Genomic DNA, 23,130 nt, shown 5'->3' on the forward strand with positions numbered 1-23,130 from the left:
CATTCGGTTGTTCAGCGCATCCACGGTCTCACGACACGCGGCTCCAGGGGAGCGCTGCGGCAAAGCGTGCCTGGCATGTGACCTTGTCTTCACGGCACCGCTGTGATCCCCCCGTCGACGCGCAGGTCGATCCCGTTGATGTAGCCGGCCGGCGGGCCGGCCAAGAAGGCGACCGCCGCCGCGATGTCCTCTGCGGTGCCCAGTCGCCCCGTCGGGTTCGGCGCGTACTCGGCCACCACACGCGACTCCAACTCCGACCACTGTTGCGGCCAGCCCCGCTCGGCCGCCCCCTCCTCGAACATCCGCCGCATTCCGTCGGTGACGATCACTCCGGGGCTCACGGTGTTCGCGGTGATCCCGGACCCGGCGAGGTGCCGGGCCAGGCTGGTGGTCATGTTGACCACCGCCGCCTTCACCGCCGAGTACTCGACCATGTTCGGCAACGGAGTCGTCGCCGCCCGGCTGCCCACGTTGATGACCCGCCCCCAGCCGCGCTCGCGCATGGGCGGCACGAGGGCCCGGATCATCCGCACCGCGGAGAGCACGTTGCCGTTCACCGCCTCCAGCCAGGCTCCCGGCTCCGCGGTCTCCCAGTCGTGTTCGGCGAACGGACCGGCGTTGTTGACCAGCACGTCCACGCCCCATGCCCGAGCCTGTTCGGCCACCTTCCCGGCGGCCTCGTCGTCGGTGAGGTCGCCCAGCGCGACCTCGACCGTCCCACCGGCGGCGCGCAATTCCCGCGCGACCTCACTCGTGCGCTCCGAGTCGCGGCCGTGCACCAGCACGGCGCACCCTTCGCCGACCAGCGTCCGTGCCACAGTCGCGCCGATGCCTCCACTGCTTGCCGTCACCAGCGCGCGTCGTCCTGCGAGCCCAAGGTCCATGGCCAGCAGGCTAGTCACCGCCTCTGACACGTGGCACACCCGTGAGTGAGACGGCTGCTCAGGCAGGAAGGCCCCAGCGGCCCGCCTTCACCTCGTCGACGAACAACGCGAAGGCGTCGGCGGAGAAGGCCAGCACGGGACCGTCCGCGTTCTTGGAGTCGCGAACCCCGACGTGGGCGCGTAGGTCTGCCACCTCGACGCACTCGTTGCCCTCTGGACCGCTGTAGCTGCTTTTGAACCAGGCCGAGCCCATTATTCCGGTAGTGGAAGATATGCGATCTCTCATGAAGAGAACTCCTGTCGCAGTGTTCCCAGCAGCCGCAGAGAGGCTGTCGCATCGACTGCCTGCGAACGAAGGTAATCGAACGACAACTTATAGGAAGACACGGCGTCGGCGTCATCGAGGTACAGGCCCTTACGCCGCATCTCGATGTAGACAACGGCCATGGAGTTGAGCGGGCTTCGTTCGTCGTCCCGGCCGAGGATGACGAAGTGACCGGACCCCGCCGCGTGGGCTCCGGCAGTGAACGGGAGAAGCTGAATGTCGATGTTGGGGCGATGCGCCATCTCGTAGAGGTGGTCCAGCTGCCCAGCCATCACCGTGTCGTCGCCCACGATGCGCCGGAGTACGGCTTCATCCAAGATCACCCACAAGTGCAGGGCCGCGCCCCGGTCGAGGATGCCCTGACGCTGCATACGGGCTTCAACCAAGCGCTCGACCTTCTCGCTGGGGGTTCGCAGCTCGGTCGCCTTGTGGATCGCGGTGGCGTAAGCGCGAGTCTGAAGGAGGCCGGGGACGACGTTGTTCGCGTACACGTGCTCGTACGCGGCCTCTTGCTCGAAGGAGACCAGGGGATCCATCCACTCTGGCACCGCGCTATTGCCGACCCACCAACCTTCGGATTGCGACCTGGCCACCTTCACCAGCGCGTCTCGTTCATCCGCCGACGCATCGCAGGCATCGGCCAGCGCCTTGACCGTGGCCCAGCGAATGCGGGCGCGGTCCTGCCAAGCCTCGTACCGACTCACTGTCGCTTTGCTCACGCCCGCGCGCTCCGCGACTTGGGTTTGCGTCAGGCCGCAACGCTCTCGCAAGGAGATCAATCCCCGGGCGATCTGCATGCGCCCGGCTGGCCCCGTCATCGTGGCAGTCATCCGCCGCACCCTCCTTCGAGTCAGCCAAGTCGCCGTCGACTGACCGTCCAATGCGCCGATCGTATGGCGCCGGTTGACACCGGACTGACGATCCAGGTGGCCAGTCGCCCACATTGATGAACTCCACTGGGATAGAGGCCAGTTATTGGAATCCAATGGCAGGCTTTTCGCAAGGCGTTGCAGGCACGAGTCGAACTGCTGAGGAGCCGCCCATGACACCGCACACACCCACCGAACTGGCCATCGCCACCGGGGCCCGGCTCACCCATGTCCGGTCGGCTTGGCAGGCCGGGCGGGCCGCCGAGGTACCGATCGGCCGGACCTGGGACGTGGCTCGTGTGACCCGGACGATCGGGACGGCAGTCCTGCACCGGCTGCGGGCCCGGGGCACGCCCCTTGGTCTCGTACTGGAAGTGCCGCTGCGGGCAACGGCCGAATTCCTCGTGCCGGCGGGCTGCTCCGCGAGCTGGCCGCCCCTGACAGGCACCCGCTGCGTCGCTTCCGGCGTGATGCGCTGGCCGTCGCCCGGCGCAAACCTGCGCACCGGTGTACGCGCCGCCTGCGGCCGTCGTTGGATCGTGCAGCCGAACGCGGCCGACGTGCTGACCACTGACGGCGATGAGCTGTGCGAGGCAATCGCCGCGACCCTCACGCGTCTTGCCCGAGCGTGGCTCGCGGACCGCCGCACGGAGGAGGTCGGTCGTGGACCAGTACGTCGCGTCTCTTGAGGCGATCAGCACCGCCCTTGGCGGTGCCAGCCCGGATGGGCTGAGCCTGCTGACGTTGCCGGGCTGCGATCTGGCGTCCGCCGGTGTGGCCCGCCGGCACGTACGGGGAACGGCTCACGTCTGGAACCTGCTGGAGGAGGTCGCCGAAGCGCTGGAGGCCGTGGTCGGTGAGCTCGCCGCCAACGCGCTGGAGCATACGAAAAGCCGCAGCATCACGGTCACACTGGCCTTGGCGCGGCAGTCGACCATCATTGCCGTGACCGACGAAGGCGTGGACGGGATCGCTGCCGGGTGCTGTCCAGGCCAGGACAGCGAGCATTGCCGAGGCTTGCTGATCGTCGCGGCGGTGGCCGAACACTGGGGACAGTGCCACACCCGGCACGGACTGACCGTATGGGCGAAGGTCGGCGGAACGCGTCTTCCGGCGCACGCCACCGCTGAATCGGACCGGGGTGGCGTCGGTCAAGCGGCAGTGCCGGTGACTTCCTGATTTGTGGTGAGTATAGGACAGCGACACGCCGACACCACGGCGTGTCGCTGTCCCATACTCACCGCAAAGTCACTGGCCTTGGGCCGACGGCCCGCCGTCAGGGCCTGACGATCGCGTCGCCGATGACGAAGCCCTTGGCCGGGCCGTCGGGGACGACCGCGCCGGTCCCGTACGGGACGCGGTGCTCGTCGGCGTAGCCGGCCTCTCCGGGGTTGGGGGAGGTCAGGACGGTGACCGTCCCGTCGCCGTCGAAGTCGTCGACGATGACGTACCGCGGGATGCCCGCCCGGGCGTACGCCCGGCGCGTGCGCTTCCGGTCGCGCGACTGGGCTTCATGGCCTGGCGAGACCACCTCGAAGACGGCCGCGACGCCGCTCGCGTCAACTCCGGAATCCTCCTCGTCGGGGATCTCGTCCAGGTCATGTGGGGCGATGACCAGATGCGGGATCCACACCTTGCGGCGATGGATGACTCTGAGTCCCTGATAGACAGCGTGACCGCCATCCGCAAGATGGGCGCCCGCGGCTTGACGGAGACGGTTCGCGATCACGCCATGACGACGACGAGGCGGAGGAGATACCTCGATCGCCTCCTCGATGATCTCGGCGCGCAAACCGTCAAGGGGCCGCATGGCCTTCCACGCTTGCCACATAAAGTCGTCCAGTGTGGCCTGGGATGAACTCTTACCCATCGCAACCTCTCCCCCCGGGTCGTCGGCATGGGCGCCACCGCGACGCTACGCAGCCTTGGCACACCCCGCACCCGACGAGGTCCGATCATCCGATCGGGTGAGGTCAGGCGATCGGCTCCAGGAACTCCAGCCGGTTGCCGACCGGGTCCTGGGAGTAGAAGCGGCGGTGGCCCGGCAGGTTCTCGTCCCAGACGACCTTGGCGCCGTGCTCCGCCAGCCGTGCCGCGAGGGCGTCGATGCCCGTCACCCGGAGCCCCGGGTGGGCCTTCTTCGATGGCCGAAAGTGCTCCTCGACGCCGAGGTGGAGCTGGACCGGCCCGTAGGAGAACCACAGGCCGCCGCGGGCCGCCAGGGCGGGAGGCTTGGCGATCTCGGTCATGCCGAGCGCTTCGCCGTAGTACGCGCGGAGCGCGTCCTCGGCGCCCGGCGAGACGGCCAGCTGCACATGGTCGATCGCGGCGAGCATCATTCCCCCTTCCGGGCGACGGCGAAGATGCGGCGGAAGGGGAAGGCCGTGCCGTGCGGGCCGGGTGGGTAGGCCTTGCGGAGGAGTTCGGCGTATTCGGCCAGGAAGGCGTCGCGGGCCGTCGGGTCGTCCTGGAGGGCGGTGAGGACGGGGCGCAGGGCGGTGCCCTTGACCCAGTCGAGGACCGGGTCGGGGCCGGTCAGCATCTGGATATAGGTGGTCTCCCAGGCGTCTACCTCGCAGCCGAGTGCGGCCAGGTGCTCCAGGTAGGCGGCCGGGTCGAGGACGGGGGCGGGGCGTTCGCCGTGGGTGGAGAGGCGGTCTCGCCAGTGGGGGGCGTCGCACAGGTCGGCCAGGATGGTGTGGCTGGGGGCGGCGAAGTTGCCCGGGACCTGGAAGGCGAGGGTGCCGCCGGGGCGGAGGGCGGCGATCCAGGCCGGGAAGGACTCGGGGTGACCGGGGACCCACTGGAGCAGCGCGTTGGAGACGATCAGGTCGAAGGGCTCGTCGGGGGCCCAGTGCGCGGCGTCGGCGGGGCGGAAGTCGAGCCTGCCGCCGCCCTCGGGGGCCGTGTGGGCGCGGGCCGCCTCCAGCATTTCGGCGGAGTTGTCGAGGCCGGTCACATGGGCGTCGGGCCAGCGGTCGAAGAGGAGGACGGTGACATTGCCGGCGCCGCAGCCGAGGTCGGCGATGCGGGGCGGGCGGCCGGGAGCGGTGGGGAGGTCGGGGACGCGGGCGAGGAGGTCGAGGAAGGGGCGGGTGCGGTAACCGGAGTGGCGGAGGTACTGCCGCGGATCCCAGGTGGGTGAAGAGTGCATGACGAAGCCCCCAGGCAGGTACGCATGGTGTGCGGCACGATCTACGGTGCCGGGCCCTACGGTGCTCCAGGAGATCTCTTGATGTCAAGAGACTTCATGTCGACAGACCAACTACACTGATCGTCATGGAGGACGAGGTCGATCGGCTGGTCGCGGCGTGGCGCCGGGAGCGCCCCGACCTCGACGTGGAGCCGCTGGAAGTGCTCAGCCGCGTCAGCAGGCTCGCCCGCCATCTCGACCGGGCGCGGCGGATCGCCTTTGCCGAGCACAATCTGGAGCCCTGGGAGTTCGACGTCCTGACGTCGCTGCGCCGGGCCGGGACGCCGTATCAGCTCTCGCCGGGGCAGCTGCTCACCCAGACCCTGGTCACCTCGGGCACCATGACCAACCGGATCGACCGGCTGGCGAAGAAGGGCCTCGTCGAGCGGCTGCCCGACCCCAGCGACCGGCGCGGGGTGCTGGTGCGGCTCACCGTCGAGGGGCGCGACCGGGCCGACCAGGCGCTCGCCGGACTGCTCGACCAGGAGCACGCCATCCTTGCCGAGCTGTCCCAGGCGCAGCGGGCCGAACTGGCCGCGCTGCTACGCCAGCTGACCGCCCCGTTCGACAATCTCCCCGGTTAGGTCGGCCGGGCCGACCCCGGCGCGGCGGGCCAGGGCCACGGCCGCCAGGGTGGAGTGCACGCCGAGCTTGCCCAGCACGTTCTGCATATGGGTGCGGACCGTGTGCGGGGACAGATACAGCCGCTCGGCGACCGCCTTGCGGCCGAGCCCGGCCACCATGCAGCGCAGGACCTCGCGCTCGCGCGGGGTCAGCGACTCGACCAGCCGCTCGCTCTCGGTGCGGTGCTTACGGGCGGCCGTCAGCTCCCGCAGCACGCCGGTGAGCAGCGCGGGCGGCAGATGCGTCTCGTCGCGCAGCACGCCCCGGATGACGGCGAGCAGACGGGAGAGCGAACAGTCCTTGGCGACCCAGCCGCACGCCCCGGCCTGCAGGGCCGCCGCCGCCCGGCGCGGGTCGTCGCGCTCGGCCAGCACCACCGTACGCACGCCCGGCTGTGCGGAGCGGACGCCGCCGACCAGCGAGATGCCGTCCACCGGCCGGCCGGCCGTCATCCGGCCGGGCGCCGCGTGGCCGTTCGCCACCCCGCCGCCGACCGTCGCGCCGCCGACCGTCGCGCGGCCCACGGCCCCGTGACCCGTCGTCGCGCCGCTCACCAGCGACTCGGCGGGCGCGGGCAGTGGCTGTGGAGGGATGCCGACGGCCCCCCTGACCTCCCTGACTTCCCTTCCCAAGTCCGCGTCGACCAGCATCACATCGAAACGGCGCCCCTCGGACGCCCCGCGCTCCAGGCAGCGCAGCGCCGCCGGACCGCTGCCGGCCGCCGCGACCTCCACGTCCTGCTCCGCCGCGAGGGCGGCCGCCAGCGACTCGGCGAAAATGCGATGGTCATCGACCACGAGAACCCGAATACGTGCCACGGAACCCCCCACGACTCCGGATACGGAAAATCCCAGTGCGGGCACGGCGCCCGGTGCGGGGGTCGCCGCGACCGCACAGCCGCCGCCGTGCTGATCACTACCCCACCCCGGGCGTCGTACCTGCCTGTCTCGCCCCCTGATAAGCGTCGGCCCCCACCGACGCTGTGCACAGCGTACGGCCGGGATCCGACACCGGGGGTGAATTTCGGCAAAACTGACCGTCGGCGCACCGACGTTGACCTGCTCTCGTGAGGATCGTGTTCCGTTGTGATGAGTAAGTCAACGAAAGAGTACGGGATTTGATCGATCCATCGATTCAACTGGCCGGTCTGCTACGGCAGTTAGGACAGGCGCCGTGCTCCCGCGCTCGGCACCGCAGGGAAGATCCGCGGGGCCCGGTACCCGGCCGCCGCGAACGCCTCGGCGACCGCCTTCCCGACCGCCTCCGCGTCCGCCTCCTCCACCAGCACGATCGCCGAGCCGCCGAAGCCGCCGCCGGTCATCCGGGCTCCGAGCGCGCCAGCCGCGTTCGCCGCCTCCACGACCAGGTCGAGCTCCGCGCAGGAGATCTCGAAGTCGTCGCGGCATGAGGCATGCCCGTCGGTCAGGACCGGGCCGATCGACCGGGTGGCGCCCGCGTCGAGGCGCTCGATGACCTCCTCCACCCGGTGGTTCTCGGTCACCACATGGCGCACCCGCTTGACCAGCGTCTCGTCACCGGCGAGCGCCTCGAGCGCGTCGTTCAGGCCCTCGTACGCGACATCGCGCAGGGCGCGCACCCCGAGCGCCCGCGCGCCCGCCTCGCAGGCGGCGCGCCGGTTGGCGTACGCGCCGTCGCCCAGCTCGTGCTTGACCTGGGTGTCCACGACCAGCAGCCGCAGCCCCTCGGCCGCCAGGTCGAAGGGCACCTGACGCAGGGAGAGTTCACGAGTGTCCAGGAACAGCGCGTTCCCCTCCGTGCAGCAGGCGGACGCGGTCTGGTCCAAGATCCCGCAGGGGACGCCGGCGAAGACGTTCTCCGCGCGCTGGCACAGCTGGGCGATGCGCAGCGGCTCCAGGCCCAGCCCGTACAGCTCGTTCAGCGCGGTGGCGGTCACCACCTCCAGCGCGGCGGAGGAGGACAGGCCCGCGCCCGTCGGCACGGTGCTGGTGTAGTACAGATCCGCCCCGCCGGCCCCGGTGCCGGAGAGCACTCCCGCGTCGCGCAGCGCCCACACCACACCCGCCGGGTAGGCCGCCCAGCCGCCGCGGTCGCCGCCCGCGTCGTCGGCGACCGGCGCGAGGTCGTCCACGCGCAGCTCGACGACCCCGCCCGGCGCGTCCCCGGAGTGCAGCCGCAGCACGCCGTCGGTCCGCGCGCGGGCGGCGGCCAGGCAGGTGTGCGGCAGCGCGAGCGGCATGACGAAGCCGTCGTTGTAGTCGGTGTGCTCACCGATCAGGTTGACCCGGCCCGGGGCCGCCCAGACACCCTCGGGCTCGGTCCCGAACACCTTGCGGAAACCCTCCGCGGCGCGCTCCGGGCCGCTCACACTGTCACTCACTTGCCAGTCTCCTTGTTCTTGCGCCTTATGGCGCGTTATCGCGCGTCAGGTGCGACGTGCTGTGCGAACCGCCAGGCGTCCGCGACGATTCCGGCCAGGTCGGCGCGGCTCGGGCGCCATCCCAGGCGCTCCTTGGCCCGGTCGGCCGAGGCCACCAGGACCGCCGGGTCGCCGCCCCGGCGCGGGGCGGCCACCTCGGGGATCGGGTGGCCGGTGACCTGGCGCACGGTCTCGATGACCTCGCGGACCGAGAAGCCGTTGCCGTTGCCGAGGTTGCAGATCAGGTGCTCGCCCTCGGCCGCGGCGCCCAGCGCCAGCAGGTGGGCCTCGGCCAGGTCCGCGACATGGATGTAGTCGCGCACGCAGGTGCCGTCGGGGGTGGGGTAGTCGTCGCCGTAGACGGAGATCGCCTCGCGGCGGCCCTGCGCGACCTGGAGGACGAGCGGGATGAGGTGCGACTCGGGGTCGTGCCGCTCGCCGTACGTCCCGTAGGCGCCCGCGACGTTGAAGTACCGCAGGCTCACCGCCGCCAGGCCGTGCGCCGCGCACTCCCCGCTGATCATGTGGTCGACGGCGAGCTTGGTGGCCCCGTACGGATTGGTCGGCGCGGTCGGGGCGTCCTCGGTGATCGGGACCTGCTCCGGCTCGCCATAGGTGGCGGCGGTGGAGGAGAAGACGAGCGTGCGGACGCCCGCCTCGCGCATCGCCGCGAGCAGTTCGGTGGTCCCGCCGACGTTGTTGACCCAGTACTTCTCCGGGTTCACGACGGACTCGCCGACCTGCGAGAAGGCCGCGAAGTGCAGCACCCCGTCGTACGTGGGGTCGAGCCACTTGCCGGCGTCCTGGATGCGCCCCTCGATGAACTCCGCGCCCTCCGGCACCCCGGCGCGGTGCCCGGTGGACAGGTCGTCCAGGACGGTCACCCGGTGACCGGCCTGAAGCAGATGCGCCGCAACCACGCTGCCGACATAGCCGGCACCGCCCGTGACCAGGTACTTCCTCTGCTGCGCATGGCTCACTTGCTCGCTACCTCTCGCAGTCGCTCGGCCGCGGCCTCCGGCGGCACATCGTTGATGAACACATTCATGCCGGATTCGGAACCCGCGAGAAACTTCAGCTTGCCGGAAGTGCGGCGGATGGTGAAAAGCTCGAGGTGAAGTGCGAATTCACCCCGGTCAGCGATGCTGAACGGCGCCTGGTGCCAGGCCGCGATGTACGGCGTCGGCGGCTCACTGGCCCCTTCCCTCCCACCACCCCGCCCGTCGAAAATCCGGTCGAAGCGCTTCAAGAGTTCCAGATACATCTGTGGAAACTCTGTGCGCGCGCCCTCGTCGAGGTCGCGGAGGTCGGGGACGCGGCGCTTGGGATACAGGTGCACCTCGTACGGCCAGTGTGCCGCGTACGGCACGAAGGCGATCCAGTGCTCGCCTTCCAGCACGATGCGCCGCCCGTCGGCCCGCTCGTCGGCGACCACGTCGTCGAAGAGGTTGCGGCCGGTGCGCTCACGGTGCTCGGCGAGCGAGCGCAACATCAGCTGTGTACGAGGCGTGGTGAAGGGATACCCGTAGATCTGCCCGTGCGGGTGGCCGAGGGTGACGCCGATCTCCTTGCCGCGGTTCTCGAAGCAGAAGACCTGCTCGACCGAGGGGAGTTGGGCCAGCTCGGCGGTCCGGTCGGTCCAGGCCTCCAGCACGAGGGCGGCCTGTTCGACGGTGAGGTCGGCGAAGGAGGCGTCGTGGTCGGAGGTGAAGCAGACGACCTCGCAGCGCCCCGAGTCCCCGGCCAGCGAGGGGAAGCGGTTCTCGAAGACCACGACGTCGTAGTCGGCGGCGGGGATCTCGCTGTGCCGGCCCTCACGGGAGGGGCACAGCGGGCACTCGTCGGCCGGCGGGTGGTAGGTGCGGCCCTGGCGGTGCGAGGCGACCGCGACGCGGTCGCCGAGCAGGCGGTCATGGCGGATCTCGGAGCTGGTGGCGATGGGGTCCAGGGGCCGCGGGTCGACGGCGTCGCGCGCCGCGTCGTCGCGGGCGTCGTAGTAGATCAGCTCGCGTCCATCCGCGAGCCGCGTCGCCGTTTTCTTCACTGCGCCAACTCCTGTCACTGCCATGGACCATCCAATGGCTGCCACCCAACACAACCGAACACAATGAACCACAACTCAACAGCTGCGTCAATGAGCGTGAAGGTGGCCGGACAAAGCAGGAGAATTCGGATACCTTCACCGCACGTTTCTGGTGCATTCCGTTCTGGCGATGAAGCGAGTCACTCATGCACTATCTGGCCGAAGGCCTCCGGCTCCCCACCAACGCACTCGACTACTCCATTCTCATCCTCTACTTCGTGGTCGTCCTGGGTGTCGGATTCGCCGCCAGAGCGAGTGTCAAGACAAGCCTCGACTTCTTCCTGTCCGGCCGTTCGCTGCCCGCCTGGGTGACCGGTCTCGCGTTCGTCGCCGCCAATCTGGGCGCCCTGGAGATCCTCGGCATGGCAGCCAACGGCGCGCAGTACGGCGCGTACACCGTGCACTGGTACTGGGTCGGCGCCATCCCGGCCATGGTCTTCCTCGGCCTGGTCATGATGCCCTTCTACTACGGCTCGAAGGTGCGGTCGGTCCCGGAGTTCCTGCTGCACCGGTACGGCTCCTCCTCGCACCTGCTCAGCTCGATCATCTTCTCGGTGGCGTCCGTACTGATCGCGGGCGTCAACCTCTACGCGATGGCGATCGTGGTGGAGGCGCTGCTGGGCTGGCCGCAGTGGGTGGCCATCGTGGTCGCGGGCCTCTTCGTGCTGGCGTACATCACCCTCGGCGGGCTCTCCTCGGCGATCTACAACGAGGTGCTGCAGTTCTTCGTCATCCTGGCCGCCCTGATCCCGCTCACCGTCGTCGGTCTCAAGCGGGTCGGCGGCTTCGGCGGGCTGGCCGACTCGCTCAACGACAGGTACGGGGAGAACTTCACCTCCGCCTGGGGCGGCACCGGCATCGGCTCCGACAACCCGCTGGGCGCCAACTGGCTGACCATCGTGCTCGGCCTCGGCTTCTGCCTGAGCTTCGGCTACTGGACCACCAACTTCGCCGAGGTGCAGCGCGCCCTGTCCGCCAGGAACCTCTCGGCCGCCCAGCGCACCCCGCTGATCGCCGCCTATCCCAAGATGTTCATCCCGCTGATCGTGGTCGTCCCCGGGCTGATCGCCCTGGTCGTCGAGCCGGACATCGGCACCAAGAAGAGCGGGCTGCAGTACAACGACGCGATCCCGCTGCTGATGCGCGATCTGCTGCCCAACGGCGTGCTGGGCGTCGCCGTGACCGGTCTGCTCGCCGCCTTCATGGCGGGCATGGCGGCCAATGTCTCGTCCTTCAACACCGTCTTCACCAACGACATCTGGGGGGCGTATGTCAAGAAGGGCCGCCCGGACGAGTACTACCTGCTCACCGGGCGCGTGGTGACGGCGATCGGCGTGCTGTGCGGCATGGGGACGGCCTTCATCGCCTCCTCTTTCAGCAACATCATGAACTATCTGCAGACCCTGTTCTCGTTCTTCAACGTGCCGCTGTTCTGCGTCTTCATCATCGGCATGTTCTGGCGGCGGGCCACGGCCGCGGCCGGGTTCTGGGGGCTGCTGTCCGGGACCGTGGCCGCGATGATCAACTATTTCTGGCTCTACAAGGGGGGCGTGATCGCCATCCCGAGCGACCAGGGGGCCAACTTCGTCTCGGCGATCGTGGCGTTCGTGGTCGGCGGCGTGGTGATGGTGACCGTCTCGCTGTTCACCAAGCCCAAGCCGGTGGAGTCGCTGGCCGGGCTGGTCTACGGGACCACCTCCCCGGGAATGGCCGAGCCGCCGGCCGCCGGCGACGAGGCCTGGTACCGCCGGCCGGCCCTGCTGGGCTGGGGCGCGATCGTGCTGGCGGCGCTGTGCTACATCCCGTTCTCCCTGTGATCTGCTCCCCGTTCTCCCGTCACCTTCCGATCGGAGGCAAGCCCGAGCCATGAGCGACGAGTACGACGAGTACGAGTACCAGCACCAGGTCGAGGAGCTGGAGGGGAAGTCGGCGACCGCGGCCCGGCTCTTCGACGTACGGCGGATCATCGGCGGCCTGTTCGTGATCTACGGCGTCATGGTCACCATCGCCGGGATCACCGCCTCGGACGCGGACCTGAAGAAGGCCGAGAACATCAACATCAACCTCTGGACGGGTCTGTGCATGCTCGTCCTCGGGCTGCTCTTCCTGCTCTGGCTGAAACTGCGGCCCCCCGCCCCGCCGCACCCCGCGCCCGAGCCGCCCAAGGAGGGCCCCGGCCCGGTCCCGAGGCCGGAGACGGAGGACCGCGGCTGAGCTGCGTACGGGCGGCCGCGGCGCGGCTACGGCGGGGGCGCCGCCTGGTGGGTCGCCGCCCGGTCCAGCAGCCCCGTGCGCGCCGCCAGGGCCGCCGCCTCCAGCCGGGACCCCACCCCCAGCTTCATCAGCACCCGCTGGACGTGCGTACGCGCCGTGCTGGGCGCGATCCCCATGCCCGCGGCGATCATCCTGGTGTCCTCGCCCTCCGCGACCCGCACCAGCACCTCCACCTCACGGGGGGTGAGCATCCGCAGCAGCCGGGAACCCTCGTCGTCCGGCTGCGCCGCCGGGTTCAGCAGCTCCGCGAACGCGCCCTGCAGCAGCTGCGGCGCCACGGCGGCCTCCCCCGCCCGCGCCTTCACCATCGCCCGCTCGACACCCTCGATGCGCTCGTCGTGGCGCACATAGCCGGACGCCCCGGCCGCGAACGCGGCCGCGATGCCGCGCGGGCTCGGCACCGGGCCCAGCACCACCACGGCGACCTGCGGCCGCTCCTTCTTTATCCGTACGACCGGTTCGAAGGCCCCGGGCTCGGCGGGCGCCGCCGTGCCCAGCAGACACACCTCCGGTGCCCGGCTCACCACCAGCTCCGCCGCCCCCGCGCTCGGCGCGGCCGCCGCGAGCACCCGGTGCCCGCGCAGCTTCAACGCCGAAGCGAGCGCCTCGGCGAGCAGACGGTGGTCATCGACCACCATGAGTCGCACGCCCACGAGCTCCCCCTCATCCGGTCAGGCATGAAGTCCCGGCCGCTCCCAGACCGCTCAGTCCCGCCGTCCGCGCCAGCACCCCCTCGACTGCCGGGCCTCGCGCGGAGGCCCTGGCATCCCTTGCCCCCGGGAAGCTACACGCTTGTTCGACGTCATGCGCCCCTTACCCGGAAGAAGCCCCCCGGAATGCCGAAATCCCGGCCATTCGCGCCTACTTGACATCTACTTGACGTCCGATTCGGATCGATGCGGCGCCAACGGCAGCGGCCCCGCCCGTACGTACCGTACGAGCGGGGCCGCGTGCACACGACCTGTGCCGTGCCTTCCCGAGGCGCCTATCAGCTCCCCGCGCCGAAGATCACGGCGAGCGGGTCGTTCTTGTCGTAGCTGCCACTGGGCTTGGTGGCGTACACGTCACTCATGTAGAGCCGCTGATTCGCGTACATGACCTCCGAGTACTTCGGGTCGAAGTTGGACTCCATCTCGGCGTCGGCGGCTCGGTTCTGCAGCAGCTTGTCCTTCTTGTACGACTTGGGGTCGATCCGCCATACCGCGCCACCCTGGTCGTAGGTGCTCTCCTGGTAGGCGACGAGGAAGCCGTCCTTGTCCAGGCCGATCGGCGTCAGCGCCGCGCCCTGGACCCCGTCGGCCTTGCCGATCGCCTTGCCGGTCTTCAGGCTGAAGGCGACGACCTCGTTCGCCGTGCCGGAGGTGGCACTGGTACGGTCCTCCGACCCCATGTAGAGGGCGTTCGCCGACTTGCTGACGGCGATCATCTTGCAGCCCTCGACATTGGTCGTCTCACAGTCGGCGACGTACTTGCCGCCCTCCGTGGAAATCTTGCTGACGACCTTGCCCTGTTTGGCGCTGTCGTCGATCGTCAGGAAGTCGGAGACCGAGGCACCCGTCGAGTCACCCGCGTCCACGCCGATGATCAGCGGGTCGGTGGACACCACATGGACGTACTCCAGGCCCGAGGAGACCTTGTAGCTGGACTTCACCGCGCGCGTCTTGGGGTCCACCGTCTGCACCTCGAGCTGCGGGGTGTCGTACTGGCCGCACCGGCGCACCGCGATCAGCTTGTCGCCGCCGCCCGCGTAGCCGTCGTCCGAGCAGTCCTCGCCGTCCTGCGGCTTCCACAGCGGCTTGCCGTCGAGCGACCAGGCCGCACCGCCGGAGGAGCCGCCCGCGGCGACGGTGCCGCCGCCCAGGGTCACCTCGTCGAAGCGCATCTTGTCGTCGTAGGAGCTCACATGCTTCTGCCAGAGCATCTTGCCGTTCTTCAGGTCGAACAGCCCGACCTCCGTGCAGGAGGGATACTTGTCCTTCTTGGAGGGCTTGGCCCCCTGGAAGAGGATCGCGGTCAGGCCGTCCTCGGTGATGTGGGACGAGGACCAGCAAACCTCGCCCGGCAGCGGGATGGTCCACTTCGGGCTTCCGCCGTCCAGCGGATAGCCGACGATCTTGTAGACCCCGGCCTTCACAAAGGTGTCGTCGGTCAGCCACATGCCCTGAGCGGTGATCTGGTCGCTCACCTTCGGCATGTCGATCTTGTTGATCAGCTTCGCGTCGACGGTCTCGGGCGCGGGCACGTCCTTGGTGCCGCCCGTCGTGCCCGAGGTGTCGTTCTGGCTGGTCTCTTTGCCCGTGGGCTTGGGGTCGGGGTCGTCACCGCCACCCTTGGTGGCGAAGAAGATGCCGCCGCCGACGATGAGCGCGACCGCGACCACCGCACTGACGATGATCATCATGCGCTGCTTGGACTTGTTCCCGCCGCCCTGGCCGCCCGGCGTCCCGGCCGGGTAGGGGCCCTGGGGCGGGTACGGGCCCTGGGGCGGGTATCCGTACTGCGGCTGCTGGCCGGACGGGTACGCCGCGGGCATGCCCACCTGCGTCGGCTGCGCGTGCACGGACTGCGGCTGCGGATAGCCGTAGCCACCGGCGCCCTGTGGGGGCGTCTGGGGCATGCCCGACGGAGGAGTCTGCGGAGGGCCGGGCGGGGGCGGCGTGGCCGGGGCCTGCGGGGCCGGCGGCGGGGTCTGGGGAGCCTGCGGCGGCTGGCCCGGCGCCTGCGGGTAGCCGTAGCCCGGCTGGGCGGGCGGCGCTCCCGGCGGCTGCTGCGGATAGCCGTACGAGGGGTCCTGCGGTGCGCCAAAGCCGCCCTGCGGCGGCTGATTGGGCGGCGGAGGCGGCTGTGACATCGGAATTTCCTTCGTGCGCGGGTTTGTGAACCGATCGACCTCCCCCGCGATCCCGGGTTCAAAGTCCCCCAGGAAGGAGCGAATCGGACACAAAACCCGCCAGTGAGCGGCAGGCAAGCGGGAGTTCTTTGTATCACCCGGTGCTGTCAGGCCACGGGCCGGTCTCAGCCTCATCGACCAGCTGAGACCGGCCTGTGACGCGACCGTTGCCCTCGTCCACACCGCCTTCACACGCCGTGTTCACCTGCCGTGCTCACACGCCGTGCCGTACGGCCGCTATACGTCCTCGGCGAGCTCCAGCCAGCGGGTCTCCATGTCCTCCCGCTCCCCCGTCAACTCCCGCAACCGCGCGTCGAGCTCCGCGACCTTCGCGAAGTCCGTGGCGTGCTCGGCGATCCGCTCGTGCAGCTCCGCCTCCTGCTCGCCGATGCGGTCCAGGCGCCGCTCGATCTTCTGCAGCTCCTTCTTCGCGGCGCGCTGCTCGGCCGCCGACTTCTGCCCCGCGCCCGGCTGTTCCGCGGCCTTCTGCCGGCCGGGCGCCACGGCAGCCGACGCCGCGGCGGCGGCCTGGACGCGCTGCCGCCGCTCCAGGTACTCGTCGACGCCACGCGGCAGCATCCGCAGGGTCGCGTCGCCCAGCAGCGCGAAGACCCGGTCCGTCGTCCGCTCGATGAAGTACCGGTCGTGGCTGATCACCACGAGCGAGCCCGGCCATCCGTCGAGCAGATCCTCCAGCTGGGTCAGCGTCTCGATGTCGAGGTCGTTCGTCGGCTCGTCGAGGAACAACACGTTCGGCTCGTCCATCAGCAGCCGCAGAATCTGCAGCCGGCGCCGCTCACCGCCGGAGAGGTCGCCGACCGGCGTCCACTGCTTCTCCTTGGTGAAGCCGAACTTCTCGCACAGCTGCGAGGCGGTCATCTCCCGCCCCTTGCCCAGGTCCACGCGCTGCCGCACCTGCTCCACGGCCTCCAGCACCCGCCAGGCCGGGTCCAGCTCCGCGACCTCCTGCGACAGATACGCCAGCTTGACGGTCCGGCCGACCACCACCCGGCCGCCCGCCGGCTGCCGCTCGGCGTCACTGGCGGCCGCGTCGGCCATGGCCCGCAGCAGCGAGGTCTTCCCCGCGCCGTTCACACCCACCAGGCCGATCCGGTCGCCGGGCCCCAGCTGCCAGGTCAGATGGGTCAGCAGCACCTTCGGGCCCGCCTGGACGGTCACATCCTCCAGATCGAAGACGGTCTTGCCGAGGCGCGAGTTCGCGAACTTCATCAGCTCCGCGGAGTCGCGGGGCGGCGGCACATCCGCGATCAGCGCGTTCGCCGCCTCGATACGGAAGCGGGGCTTGCTGGTACGGGCCGGGGCGCCGCGGCGCAGCCAGGCCAGCTCCTTGCGGACCAGGTTCTGCCGCTTGGCCTCCTCGCCGGCGGCGATGCGCTCCCGCTCGGCGCGGGCGAACACATAGTCGCTGTAGCCGCCCTCGTACTCGTGCACCACGCCGCGCTGCACATCCCACATCCGGGTGCAGACCTGGTCCAGGAACCAGCGGTCGTGGGTGACCACCACCAACGCCGAGCGCCGCGCCCGCAGATGACCGGCCAGCCAGGAGATGCCCTCGACGTCGAGGTGGTTGGTCGGCTCGTCCAGGACGATCAGGTCCTGCTCGGCGATGAGCAGCTTGGCGAGCGCGATCCGGCGGCGCTCGCCACCGGAGAGCGGGCCGATGACGGTGTCCAGGCCCTGGGCGAACCCCGGCAGGTCGAGCGCGCCGAACAGCCCGGTCAGCACGTCCCGGATCTTGGCGTCGCCCGCCCACTCGTGGTCGGCGAGATCGCCGATGACCTCGTGGCGGATGGTGGCCGCGGGGTCAAGCGAGTCGTGCTGGGTGAGCACGCCGGTCCGCAGGTCCCCGGCGTGGGTGACGCGGCCGGTGTCGGCGGGCTCCAGCTTGGCGAGGATCCGGATCAGGGTGGTCTTGCCGTCACCGTTGCGGCCGACGACGCCGATGCGGTCGCCCTCGTTCACCCCGAGGGAGATGCCGTCGAGCAGCGCCCGGGTGCCGTACACCTTGCCGACGGCTTCGACGTTGACCAAGTTGGTGGCCATCACACTCCTGTATACGGATCGATCGGCATCCCAGGGTAGTCGCCGCGCGAAGCGGTACGGGCGCGCCGGTGTGCGTACGCCGTAGTGAGTAGGCCGTCATAACTATCTCGCCTGAGTATCCGTACGGATGTGCCGCGGATGATCTCGCTCCTAGCGTCCTGTGCCATGGATCACGCGAGGAGCCTGTGGGCCGGTGCGGGGACGGGCGCGGGGACGGTCGAGGCCGACCGGGAGCAGGAGCTGGCCCAGGCGAGGGCGGCCGAGGCGGAGCGGGCCGCCGTCCAGCGGCGGGCGGACCGCAGAATGAGAACCATCCGGGGGCTGGCGGTCGGGATCGTATGGCTCGGCGCCGGGCTGACCCTCATGTTCCTGCCCATGATCGCGATGTCCGCCGGTTCGGAGTGCGGTGTCGACGACACCCGCTTCATCTGCACCGACGGCGGCCAGGACACCATCGTCTACGTCGCCGTCTACACCTCGCTGGTCGCCGCGCTGGCCGGCACGTGGGGAGCCTTCTCCCAGCGCCTGCTCGGCCGCGTGGTGTGGGGCGCCTCGCTGGCGGCGCTCGGGGTCGCCTGGCTGATAAACCTGCTGGTCATCGGGTAACGCCCGTCACCCGGCCGAGCGGACGACGGCCGCCCCCGCCGCGGGCCCCGTGGCCACCCGTACGGCACCGCAGGTGCCCGAGGCGGCCAGGGCCTTCGCGACGGCGGCGGCCGCCTCCGCGTCCTCGGCCAGGAAGGCGCAGGTCGGGCCCGAGCCGGACACCAGCGCGGCGAGCGCGCCCGCGTCGGTGCCCGCGCGCAGCGTCTCGGCCAGGGCGGGCCGCAGGGACAGCGCGGCGGGCTGCAGATCGTTGGTCACGGCGACGGCGAGCGCACTCACGTCCGCGGTGCGCAGCGCCTCCAGGAGAGCCGCGGACGGCTCGGGGTCGGGTACGTCGTCCACCGTGGCCCCCTGGCCGTCGGCGGCGCGCAGCCGGTCGCACTCGCGGTAGACGGCGGGGGTGGACAGTCCTCCCTCGGCGACGGCGAACGCCCAGTGGAAGGCGCCGCCGGTCTCCAGCGGGGTGAGCAGCTCGCCCCGCCCCCGGCCCAGGGCCGCCCCGCCGACCAGACTGAACGGCACATCGCTGCCCAACTCGGCACAGATCTCCAGCAGTTCGGCGCGGGAGGCCGCCGTCCCCCACAGCGCGTCGCACGCCACCAGCGCCCCGGCGGCGTCCGCGCTGCCGCCCGCCATGCCGCCGGCCACGGGGATGTCCTTGTCGATGTGCAGGTGGACCCGCGGTTCGACGCCGTGCCGCGCGGCCAGCGCGAGGGCGGCGCGGGCGGCGAGGTTGGCGCGGTCGAGCGGCACGAGGTGCGCGTCCGCGCCGGAGACGGTGATCCGCAGGTCGTCGGCCGGGGTGGCGGTGACCTCGTCGTACAGCCCCACCGCGAGGAAGACATTGGCCAGGTCGTGAAACCCGTCCGGCCGAAGGCCACCGACCGCGAGCTGGACATTGACCTTCGCGGGCACGCGGACGGTCACGGATCGGGTCACGGCTGGCTTCTCCTCGGGCTCTTCGTCGGTCACGTCTGGGGCGCAGCCCCCAGCACCACATGGGGAAGCCGCGCGATGACTGGGGCGGGGGGTCAGGCCGCCGCGGGGCGGCGCTCCGCGATCGCCGCGAACTGCTCCACCGTCAGCGCCTCGCCCCGCGCCTGGGGCGAGATCCCGGCCGCCGTCAGCGCGGCTTCCGCCGCCGCCGCGGATCCGGCCCACCCCGCGAGGGCCGCCCGGAGCGTCTTGCGGCGTTGTGCGAAGGCCGCGTCGATCACCGCGAAGACCTGCTCCTTGGTGGCGGTGGTACGGGGCGGGGCGGGGCGGCGGACGAGGGAGACGAGGCCGGAGTCGACGTTCGGCGCGGGCCAGAAGACGGTGCGGCCGATCGCCCCGGCGCGCTTGACGTCGGCGTACCAGGCGGCCTTCACCGACGGCACGCCGTACACCTTGGAGCCGGGCGGCGCCGCGAGCCGGTCGGCGACCTCGGACTGGACCATGACGAGGGTCCGTTCGATGGTGGGGAAGCGGTCGAGCATATGCAGCAGCACCGGCACCGCGACGTTGTACGGGAGGTTGGCGACCAGCGCGGTGGGCGCGGGGCCGGGCAACCCGGTGATGTGCAGGGCGTCGGAGTGGACGAGCGCGAAGCGGTCCGCGCGGCCGGGCAGCCGCGCCTGGACCGTCGAGGGGAGCGCGGCCGCGAGCACGTCGTCGATCTCGACGGCCGTGACCCGGTCGGCGGCCTCCAGGAGGGCCAGGGTCAGCGAGCCGAGCCCCGGGCCGACCTCGACGACCACGTCGTCGGGCCGGACGTCGGCGGTCCGGACGATCCGGCGGACCGTGTTGGCGTCGATCACGAAGTTCTGGCCGCGCTGCTTAGTGGGGCGCACGCCGAGCCGGGCGGCCAGTTCGCGGATGTCGGCGGGGCCCAGCAGGGCGCCTGCGTCGGTGGAGCTCACCGGTGAAGTTTACGGCCCCCGCGGGACGCCCCCGCGAGGAGCTACCGGCTCAGCCGCTTGCCGCAGTGCGGCCAGGGGCTCGCCCCCCGCTGTACGTACAGCTTCTTCGCGCGGTACGTCTGCTCCGCCGCGGGCGCGTCCTGCGGGCGCCCCTGCCCGCCCAGGTCCTGCCAGGTGTCCTGGTCGAGCTGGTAGAGCCCGCCGTACCGGCCGGAGCCGTCGACCGCGTGCGGCCGGCCGCCGGATTCGCAGTGGGCCATGGCCTGCCAGTTCAGCCCCTCCGCGCCGGCCACGGACAGCGGCAGCGGGGGCCTGGTACCGACCCGTACGACGCGCGCCACGGGCTCCCGCACCACGCGGGTCTTGAGCTTCCGGGGCCGCTGCCGGACACCGTTGACGGTGCGCACCAGGTAGGTGGTGCGCTCCAGGCCCGGCTCGCCCGCGGCGGCCACCAGCTCGGTGCCCTGGAGGACGGTGGGGTCCGCGCGCCGGACGGTCGGGAAGGGGATGGTCCGGTCGCGCACCTCCTCGCGGCCGCTGATCCGCATGACCGAGATGGTCTGGCCGTCGCGCGGGAAGCTCTCCTGGGGCACGGAGGTGGTGTCCTGGTCGCGCAGGGCGATCCCGGCCTCCGCCAGGGCGTCGACGACGGTGGCCGCGTTGGTGCGGAGGGTGTGCTCGCGCCCGTCGGCCATGAAGGTGACGGTGCGCACGGTCCGTACATCCAGGTCCAGGCCGCGCCGCGAGATCGCGGAGGAGCGCGACGCGGAGAGGTAGGCGCCGTCGGCGCGCACCCCGAGCTGGCGCAGCGCGCCGTCCACGGTGTGGGCGGTGGTCCACACCCGGCGGCGTTCTCCGTCGAGGGTGAGGGTGACCGGGCGGCCGTAGCGGACGGCGATGCGGTCGCCGCTGACGAGGGCCGCTCCGGGCGCGGGGGCGACGAGGTCGTGGACGCCGATGTCCACGTCTTCGTCCGCGAGCAGCTCCCCGACGTCCTCGGCGTAGGTGTGCAGGGTGCGGGCGTCGCCGTCGACGGTGAGCCGTACGGCCTTGTCCTGGGCCACGAAGGCGGAGGTGCCGCCGGCCAGCGCGGCGACGACCAGCGCCTGGGGCAGCAGCCGGCGCAGCTGCTCGGGCCGGGCGGCGGCGCGCTGTCCGCGGCGCGCGGCTCGGCGGGCGGCGGCCCGGCCGCCCGCGCCGCGGTGACTGCCCGCGACACGGCGGCCGCCTTGCGTACGGCTCACGAGAACACTCCGGCAACACTCCACAAGTCCACTGGTCAGGGTATGAGTCCCGGGACTGTAGCGGAGCCGCGACAACTCTCCAAAGTGGTATGACTACGGTGAGTGGCGCCCTTCCCCGGGCTCGCCGGCGCCGGAAACCGGCGCGCGATAGCCGAAAACCCGCGCGGTGTTGGCCGCGACGGCGGCCGCGAGGGTGTCCTCGGGGACGCCCTTGACCTCCGCCATGGCCCGCAGGGTGAGCGGAATGAGGTACGGGGCGTTAGGCCGTCCGCGGTACGGGGCCGGGGTGAGGAAGGGCGCGTCGGTCTCGACCAGCAGCAGGTCGAGCGGGGCGACGGCGAGGGCCTCGCGCAGCGGGGTCGCGTTCTTGAAGGTGACGTTGCCCGCGAAGGACATGTAGTAGCCGTGCTCGGCGCAGATCTTCGCCATGGCGGCGTCGCCGGAGTAGCAGTGGAAGACGACGGTCTCGGGCGCGCCCTCCTCGGCGAGCACCCGCAGCACGTCCTCATGTGCCTCCCGGTCGTGGATGACCAGCGCCTTGCCGTGCCGCTTGGCGATGGCGATGTGGCCGCGGAAGGACCGCTCCTGGGCGGCGATGCCCTCGGGGCCGGTGCGGAAGTAGTCGAGGCCGGTCTCGCCGACGCCCCGTACCTGCGGCAGTGCGGCGAGGGCCGCTATCTCCGCCAGGGCGGCGTCCAGGGCCGCCTCGCCGCCGGGCTCGCGCGCGCCCTGCCGGGACCAGCCGTCGGGGTCCCCCAGGACGATGCGCGGCGCCTCGTTGGGGTGCAGGGCGACGGTGGCCCAGACGTTCTCATGGGCTTCGGCCGTCTTCGCCGCCCAGCGCGACCCGGCGAGGTCGCAGCCCACCTGGATGAGGGTGGTCACGCCGACCGAGGCGGCCTTGGCGAGCGCCTCTTCGACCGTGCCCGACTGCATGTCCAGGTGGGTGTGCGAATCGGCGACCGGGACCCGCAGCGGCTCGGGGAGCGGCGGAGGCAGGTCCTTTTGATTTTGTGACTGCGCCATGAGCGCGATTCTATTTGCCGGCGAAATGCGAAGAATCGCGCTCCGGCGCTCATTCGAATACGTCCCGGCTCATGTGCGTGTGGCCGGACTCACTTCCGACGGCTGACTACCCGGCGGTCAACTACCGGCGGTCAACTACCAGCGGTTCACTTCCGGTGGTTCACTTCCGGTGGTTCTGGAACGGGTGCAGCAGATCCGACAGATGCCAGTGGTGTCGGCGCGGCTCTTGCGGCGCCGCTGTCGCGTCGGACGCCTCGGCGTCCGCCCGACGGGTGCGCCGCCGGGGCTCCCCGCCCAGGCTCCGCAGGGCCGTCGAGACCTGGCCGGACCTCATGATGCGCACCAGGTCGGCGCCGCAGTTGTGGCAGTTGGGGCTGGTCAGCGGGGACCGTACGCGCATGCCGTCGGTGAAGTAGATGACAAACGCCCTCCCCTCGGCGTCCACGTGGTGCTCGATGTCGTACGACTGCTCCCAGCCGTGCCCGCACTTCATGCACGCGAAGGAGTACGCCTCATGGGCGACCTCCCCGTCCGTCGCGTCGGTGGTGGTGTGGGCTATCGGGCGAACGCCGCTCGAGGCTCCCGCAATTTCGCTCATGGCAACTCCTCTTGTCCGCAGGACAAGTCTTCCGGGACTGGACGTCCCACCCCCAGTGGACGCCTTTCCGGCCCGGAGTGCAGCTGCCCTTCCACCTCTTGATGGAGATTTGGCGGCGGGATGCCTCAACGCCCCCGCCACCCGGCCTAAC

General features: G+C 70.8%; 24 protein-coding genes. 6 read left to right on the top strand and 18 right to left on the bottom strand.

Annotated features, from left to right (window positions below; translation table 11 throughout):
- Positions 1-89 precede the first annotated feature (89 nt).
- From PV419_RS10130 to PV419_RS10140, 3 genes are read right to left on the bottom strand one after another with little or no spacing between them, the layout of a single operon-like run.
- Positions 90-884 (bottom strand): SDR family NAD(P)-dependent oxidoreductase, encoded by a 795-nt coding sequence (locus tag PV419_RS10130; protein ID WP_319687623.1) that lies wholly within the window; start codon positions 882-884, stop codon positions 90-92.
- Between the two features lie 58 nt (positions 885-942).
- Entirely contained in the window at positions 943-1,170 is a 228-nt protein-coding gene (locus PV419_RS10135; protein ID WP_319687624.1) for a DUF397 domain-containing protein, read from the bottom strand.
- Positions 1,167-2,039, bottom strand: a complete 873-nt coding sequence (locus PV419_RS10140) for a helix-turn-helix transcriptional regulator (protein ID WP_319687625.1) — start codon at positions 2,037-2,039, stop codon at positions 1,167-1,169. The genes PV419_RS10135 and PV419_RS10140 overlap by 4 nt, the downstream gene beginning before the upstream one ends.
- Positions 2,040-2,251: 212 nt before the next feature.
- Here PV419_RS10140 and PV419_RS10145 point away from each other — a divergent pair, with 212 nt between their 5' ends.
- On the top strand, positions 2,252-2,767 hold the full coding sequence (locus PV419_RS10145) for a hypothetical protein (protein WP_319687626.1): 516 nt from the start codon (positions 2,252-2,254) through the stop codon (positions 2,765-2,767).
- On the top strand, positions 2,742-3,257 hold the full coding sequence (locus tag PV419_RS10150; RefSeq protein WP_319687627.1) for an ATP-binding protein: 516 nt from the start codon (positions 2,742-2,744) through the stop codon (positions 3,255-3,257). Before PV419_RS10145 ends, PV419_RS10150 begins: the two co-directional genes overlap by 26 nt.
- 97 nt (positions 3,258-3,354) lie before the next feature.
- Here PV419_RS10150 and PV419_RS10155 read toward each other — a convergent pair whose 3' ends face one another.
- The 3 genes from PV419_RS10155 to PV419_RS10165 all read right to left on the bottom strand — a co-directional run bounded on the left by PV419_RS10155 (position 3,355) and on the right by PV419_RS10165 (position 5,232).
- Positions 3,355-3,948 carry a Uma2 family endonuclease gene (locus PV419_RS10155; RefSeq protein WP_319687628.1) on the bottom strand — a complete coding sequence of 198 codons (594 nt, stop codon included), beginning with the start codon at positions 3,946-3,948 and terminating at the stop codon, positions 3,355-3,357.
- A 103-nt stretch (positions 3,949-4,051) separates the two neighbouring features.
- The gene (locus PV419_RS10160) at positions 4,052-4,414 is read right to left on the bottom strand and encodes a VOC family protein (RefSeq protein ID WP_319687629.1); all 363 of its coding nucleotides are present in this window, start codon (positions 4,412-4,414) and stop codon (positions 4,052-4,054) included.
- Positions 4,414-5,232 carry a trans-aconitate 2-methyltransferase gene (locus PV419_RS10165; RefSeq protein WP_319687630.1) on the bottom strand — a complete coding sequence of 273 codons (819 nt, stop codon included), beginning with the start codon at positions 5,230-5,232 and terminating at the stop codon, positions 4,414-4,416. Before PV419_RS10165 ends, PV419_RS10160 begins: the two co-directional genes overlap by 1 nt.
- 125 nt (positions 5,233-5,357) lie before the next feature.
- On the opposite strand from PV419_RS10165, the gene PV419_RS10170 reads away from it, so the two are divergent.
- Entirely contained in the window at positions 5,358-5,855 is a 498-nt protein-coding gene (locus PV419_RS10170; RefSeq protein ID WP_311726340.1) for a MarR family winged helix-turn-helix transcriptional regulator, read from the top strand.
- Here the strand turns inward: PV419_RS10170 and PV419_RS10175 are convergent.
- From PV419_RS10175 to galT, 4 genes are all read right to left on the bottom strand, one after another.
- On the bottom strand, positions 5,814-6,713 hold the full coding sequence (locus tag PV419_RS10175; RefSeq protein ID WP_319687631.1) for a response regulator transcription factor: 900 nt from the start codon (positions 6,711-6,713) through the stop codon (positions 5,814-5,816). The genes PV419_RS10170 and PV419_RS10175 overlap by 42 nt on opposite strands.
- Positions 6,714-7,054: 341 nt before the next feature.
- Positions 7,055-8,254 (bottom strand): galactokinase, encoded by a 1,200-nt coding sequence (gene galK, locus PV419_RS10180; RefSeq protein WP_319687632.1) that lies wholly within the window; start codon positions 8,252-8,254, stop codon positions 7,055-7,057.
- Between the two features lie 35 nt (positions 8,255-8,289).
- Positions 8,290-9,273, bottom strand: coding sequence for a UDP-glucose 4-epimerase GalE (galE, locus tag PV419_RS10185; protein WP_319687633.1), 984 nt, complete (start codon positions 9,271-9,273; stop codon positions 8,290-8,292).
- On the bottom strand, positions 9,270-10,337 hold the full coding sequence (galT, locus tag PV419_RS10190; RefSeq protein WP_319687634.1) for a galactose-1-phosphate uridylyltransferase: 1,068 nt from the start codon (positions 10,335-10,337) through the stop codon (positions 9,270-9,272). Before galT ends, galE begins: the two co-directional genes overlap by 4 nt.
- A 185-nt stretch (positions 10,338-10,522) precedes the next feature.
- Between galT and PV419_RS10195 the strand changes: the two genes are divergently transcribed.
- Together PV419_RS10195 and PV419_RS10200 are read left to right on the top strand one after the other, a co-directional pair.
- The gene (locus tag PV419_RS10195; protein WP_319687635.1) at positions 10,523-12,193 is read left to right on the top strand and encodes a sodium:solute symporter family protein; all 1,671 of its coding nucleotides are present in this window, start codon (positions 10,523-10,525) and stop codon (positions 12,191-12,193) included.
- A 49-nt stretch (positions 12,194-12,242) separates the two neighbouring features.
- A complete protein-coding gene (locus PV419_RS10200) occupies positions 12,243-12,590 on the top strand; it encodes a hypothetical protein (protein ID WP_319687636.1) in 348 nt (115 codons plus the stop codon).
- A gap of 26 nt (positions 12,591-12,616) precedes the next feature.
- On the opposite strand, the gene PV419_RS10205 is transcribed toward PV419_RS10200, so the two are convergent.
- The 3 genes from PV419_RS10205 to PV419_RS10215 all read right to left on the bottom strand — a co-directional run bounded on the left by PV419_RS10205 (position 12,617) and on the right by PV419_RS10215 (position 17,604).
- The gene (locus tag PV419_RS10205) at positions 12,617-13,303 is read right to left on the bottom strand and encodes a helix-turn-helix transcriptional regulator (protein ID WP_319687637.1); all 687 of its coding nucleotides are present in this window, start codon (positions 13,301-13,303) and stop codon (positions 12,617-12,619) included.
- 335 nt (positions 13,304-13,638) lie between these two features.
- Positions 13,639-15,501 (bottom strand): hypothetical protein, encoded by a 1,863-nt coding sequence (locus PV419_RS10210; protein WP_319687638.1) that lies wholly within the window; start codon positions 15,499-15,501, stop codon positions 13,639-13,641.
- 276 nt (positions 15,502-15,777) lie between these two features.
- Complete coding sequence (locus PV419_RS10215) at positions 15,778-17,604, bottom strand: ABC-F family ATP-binding cassette domain-containing protein (protein WP_319687639.1); 1,827 nt, start codon at positions 17,602-17,604, stop codon at positions 15,778-15,780.
- 165 nt (positions 17,605-17,769) lie between these two features.
- Here PV419_RS10215 and PV419_RS10220 point away from each other — a divergent pair, with 165 nt between their 5' ends.
- Positions 17,770-18,210, top strand: coding sequence for a hypothetical protein (locus PV419_RS10220; protein ID WP_319687640.1), 441 nt, complete (start codon positions 17,770-17,772; stop codon positions 18,208-18,210).
- A gap of 6 nt (positions 18,211-18,216) precedes the next feature.
- Here PV419_RS10220 and PV419_RS10225 read toward each other — a convergent pair whose 3' ends face one another.
- From PV419_RS10225 to PV419_RS10245, 5 genes are all read right to left on the bottom strand, one after another.
- Positions 18,217-19,149 (bottom strand): 4-(cytidine 5'-diphospho)-2-C-methyl-D-erythritol kinase, encoded by a 933-nt coding sequence (locus tag PV419_RS10225; RefSeq protein WP_319687641.1) that lies wholly within the window; start codon positions 19,147-19,149, stop codon positions 18,217-18,219.
- Between the two features lie 92 nt (positions 19,150-19,241).
- Positions 19,242-20,111: a 16S rRNA (adenine(1518)-N(6)/adenine(1519)-N(6))-dimethyltransferase RsmA gene (rsmA, locus tag PV419_RS10230; protein ID WP_319687642.1), complete on the bottom strand. Its 870-nt coding sequence runs from the start codon at positions 20,109-20,111 to the stop codon at positions 19,242-19,244.
- 41 nt (positions 20,112-20,152) lie between these two features.
- The gene (locus tag PV419_RS10235) at positions 20,153-21,355 is read right to left on the bottom strand and encodes a ubiquitin-like domain-containing protein (RefSeq protein ID WP_319687643.1); all 1,203 of its coding nucleotides are present in this window, start codon (positions 21,353-21,355) and stop codon (positions 20,153-20,155) included.
- A gap of 93 nt (positions 21,356-21,448) precedes the next feature.
- Positions 21,449-22,381, bottom strand: a complete 933-nt coding sequence (locus PV419_RS10240; RefSeq protein ID WP_319687644.1) for a TatD family hydrolase — start codon at positions 22,379-22,381, stop codon at positions 21,449-21,451.
- A gap of 160 nt (positions 22,382-22,541) precedes the next feature.
- A complete protein-coding gene (locus tag PV419_RS10245; RefSeq protein WP_319687645.1) occupies positions 22,542-22,979 on the bottom strand; it encodes a hypothetical protein in 438 nt (145 codons plus the stop codon).
- Positions 22,980-23,130 lie beyond the last annotated feature (151 nt).

This window comes from Streptomyces sp. ME19-01-6 (assembly GCF_033793745.1).
Classification (GTDB): domain Bacteria; phylum Actinomycetota; class Actinomycetes; order Streptomycetales; family Streptomycetaceae; genus Streptomyces.

What these genes read in the sequence shown, in the direction of transcription:
- PV419_RS10130 (WP_319687623.1), bottom strand. Translation starts at nt 884, where the DNA reads ATGGACCTTGGGCTCGCAGGACGACGCGCGCTGGTGACGGCAAGCAGT.
- PV419_RS10135 (WP_319687624.1), bottom strand. Translation starts at nt 1,170, where the DNA reads ATGAGAGATCGCATATCTTCCACTACCGGAATAATGGGCTCGGCCTGG.
- PV419_RS10140 (WP_319687625.1), bottom strand. Translation starts at nt 2,039, where the DNA reads ATGACTGCCACGATGACGGGGCCAGCCGGGCGCATGCAGATCGCCCGG.
- PV419_RS10145 (WP_319687626.1), top strand. Translation starts at nt 2,252, where the DNA reads ATGACACCGCACACACCCACCGAACTGGCCATCGCCACCGGGGCCCGG.
- PV419_RS10155 (WP_319687628.1), bottom strand. Translation starts at nt 3,948, where the DNA reads ATGGGTAAGAGTTCATCCCAGGCCACACTGGACGACTTTATGTGGCAA.
- PV419_RS10160 (WP_319687629.1), bottom strand. Translation starts at nt 4,414, where the DNA reads ATGCTCGCCGCGATCGACCATGTGCAGCTGGCCGTCTCGCCGGGCGCC.
- PV419_RS10165 (WP_319687630.1), bottom strand. Translation starts at nt 5,232, where the DNA reads ATGCACTCTTCACCCACCTGGGATCCGCGGCAGTACCTCCGCCACTCC.
- PV419_RS10170 (WP_311726340.1), top strand. Translation starts at nt 5,358, where the DNA reads ATGGAGGACGAGGTCGATCGGCTGGTCGCGGCGTGGCGCCGGGAGCGC.
- PV419_RS10195 (WP_319687635.1), top strand. Translation starts at nt 10,523, where the DNA reads ATGCACTATCTGGCCGAAGGCCTCCGGCTCCCCACCAACGCACTCGAC.
- PV419_RS10200 (WP_319687636.1), top strand. Translation starts at nt 12,243, where the DNA reads ATGAGCGACGAGTACGACGAGTACGAGTACCAGCACCAGGTCGAGGAG.
- PV419_RS10210 (WP_319687638.1), bottom strand. Translation starts at nt 15,501, where the DNA reads ATGTCACAGCCGCCTCCGCCGCCCAATCAGCCGCCGCAGGGCGGCTTT.
- PV419_RS10215 (WP_319687639.1), bottom strand. Translation starts at nt 17,604, where the DNA reads ATGGCCACCAACTTGGTCAACGTCGAAGCCGTCGGCAAGGTGTACGGC.
- PV419_RS10220 (WP_319687640.1), top strand. Translation starts at nt 17,770, where the DNA reads ATGGATCACGCGAGGAGCCTGTGGGCCGGTGCGGGGACGGGCGCGGGG.
- PV419_RS10240 (WP_319687644.1), bottom strand. Translation starts at nt 22,381, where the DNA reads ATGGCGCAGTCACAAAATCAAAAGGACCTGCCTCCGCCGCTCCCCGAG.
- PV419_RS10245 (WP_319687645.1), bottom strand. Translation starts at nt 22,979, where the DNA reads ATGAGCGAAATTGCGGGAGCCTCGAGCGGCGTTCGCCCGATAGCCCAC.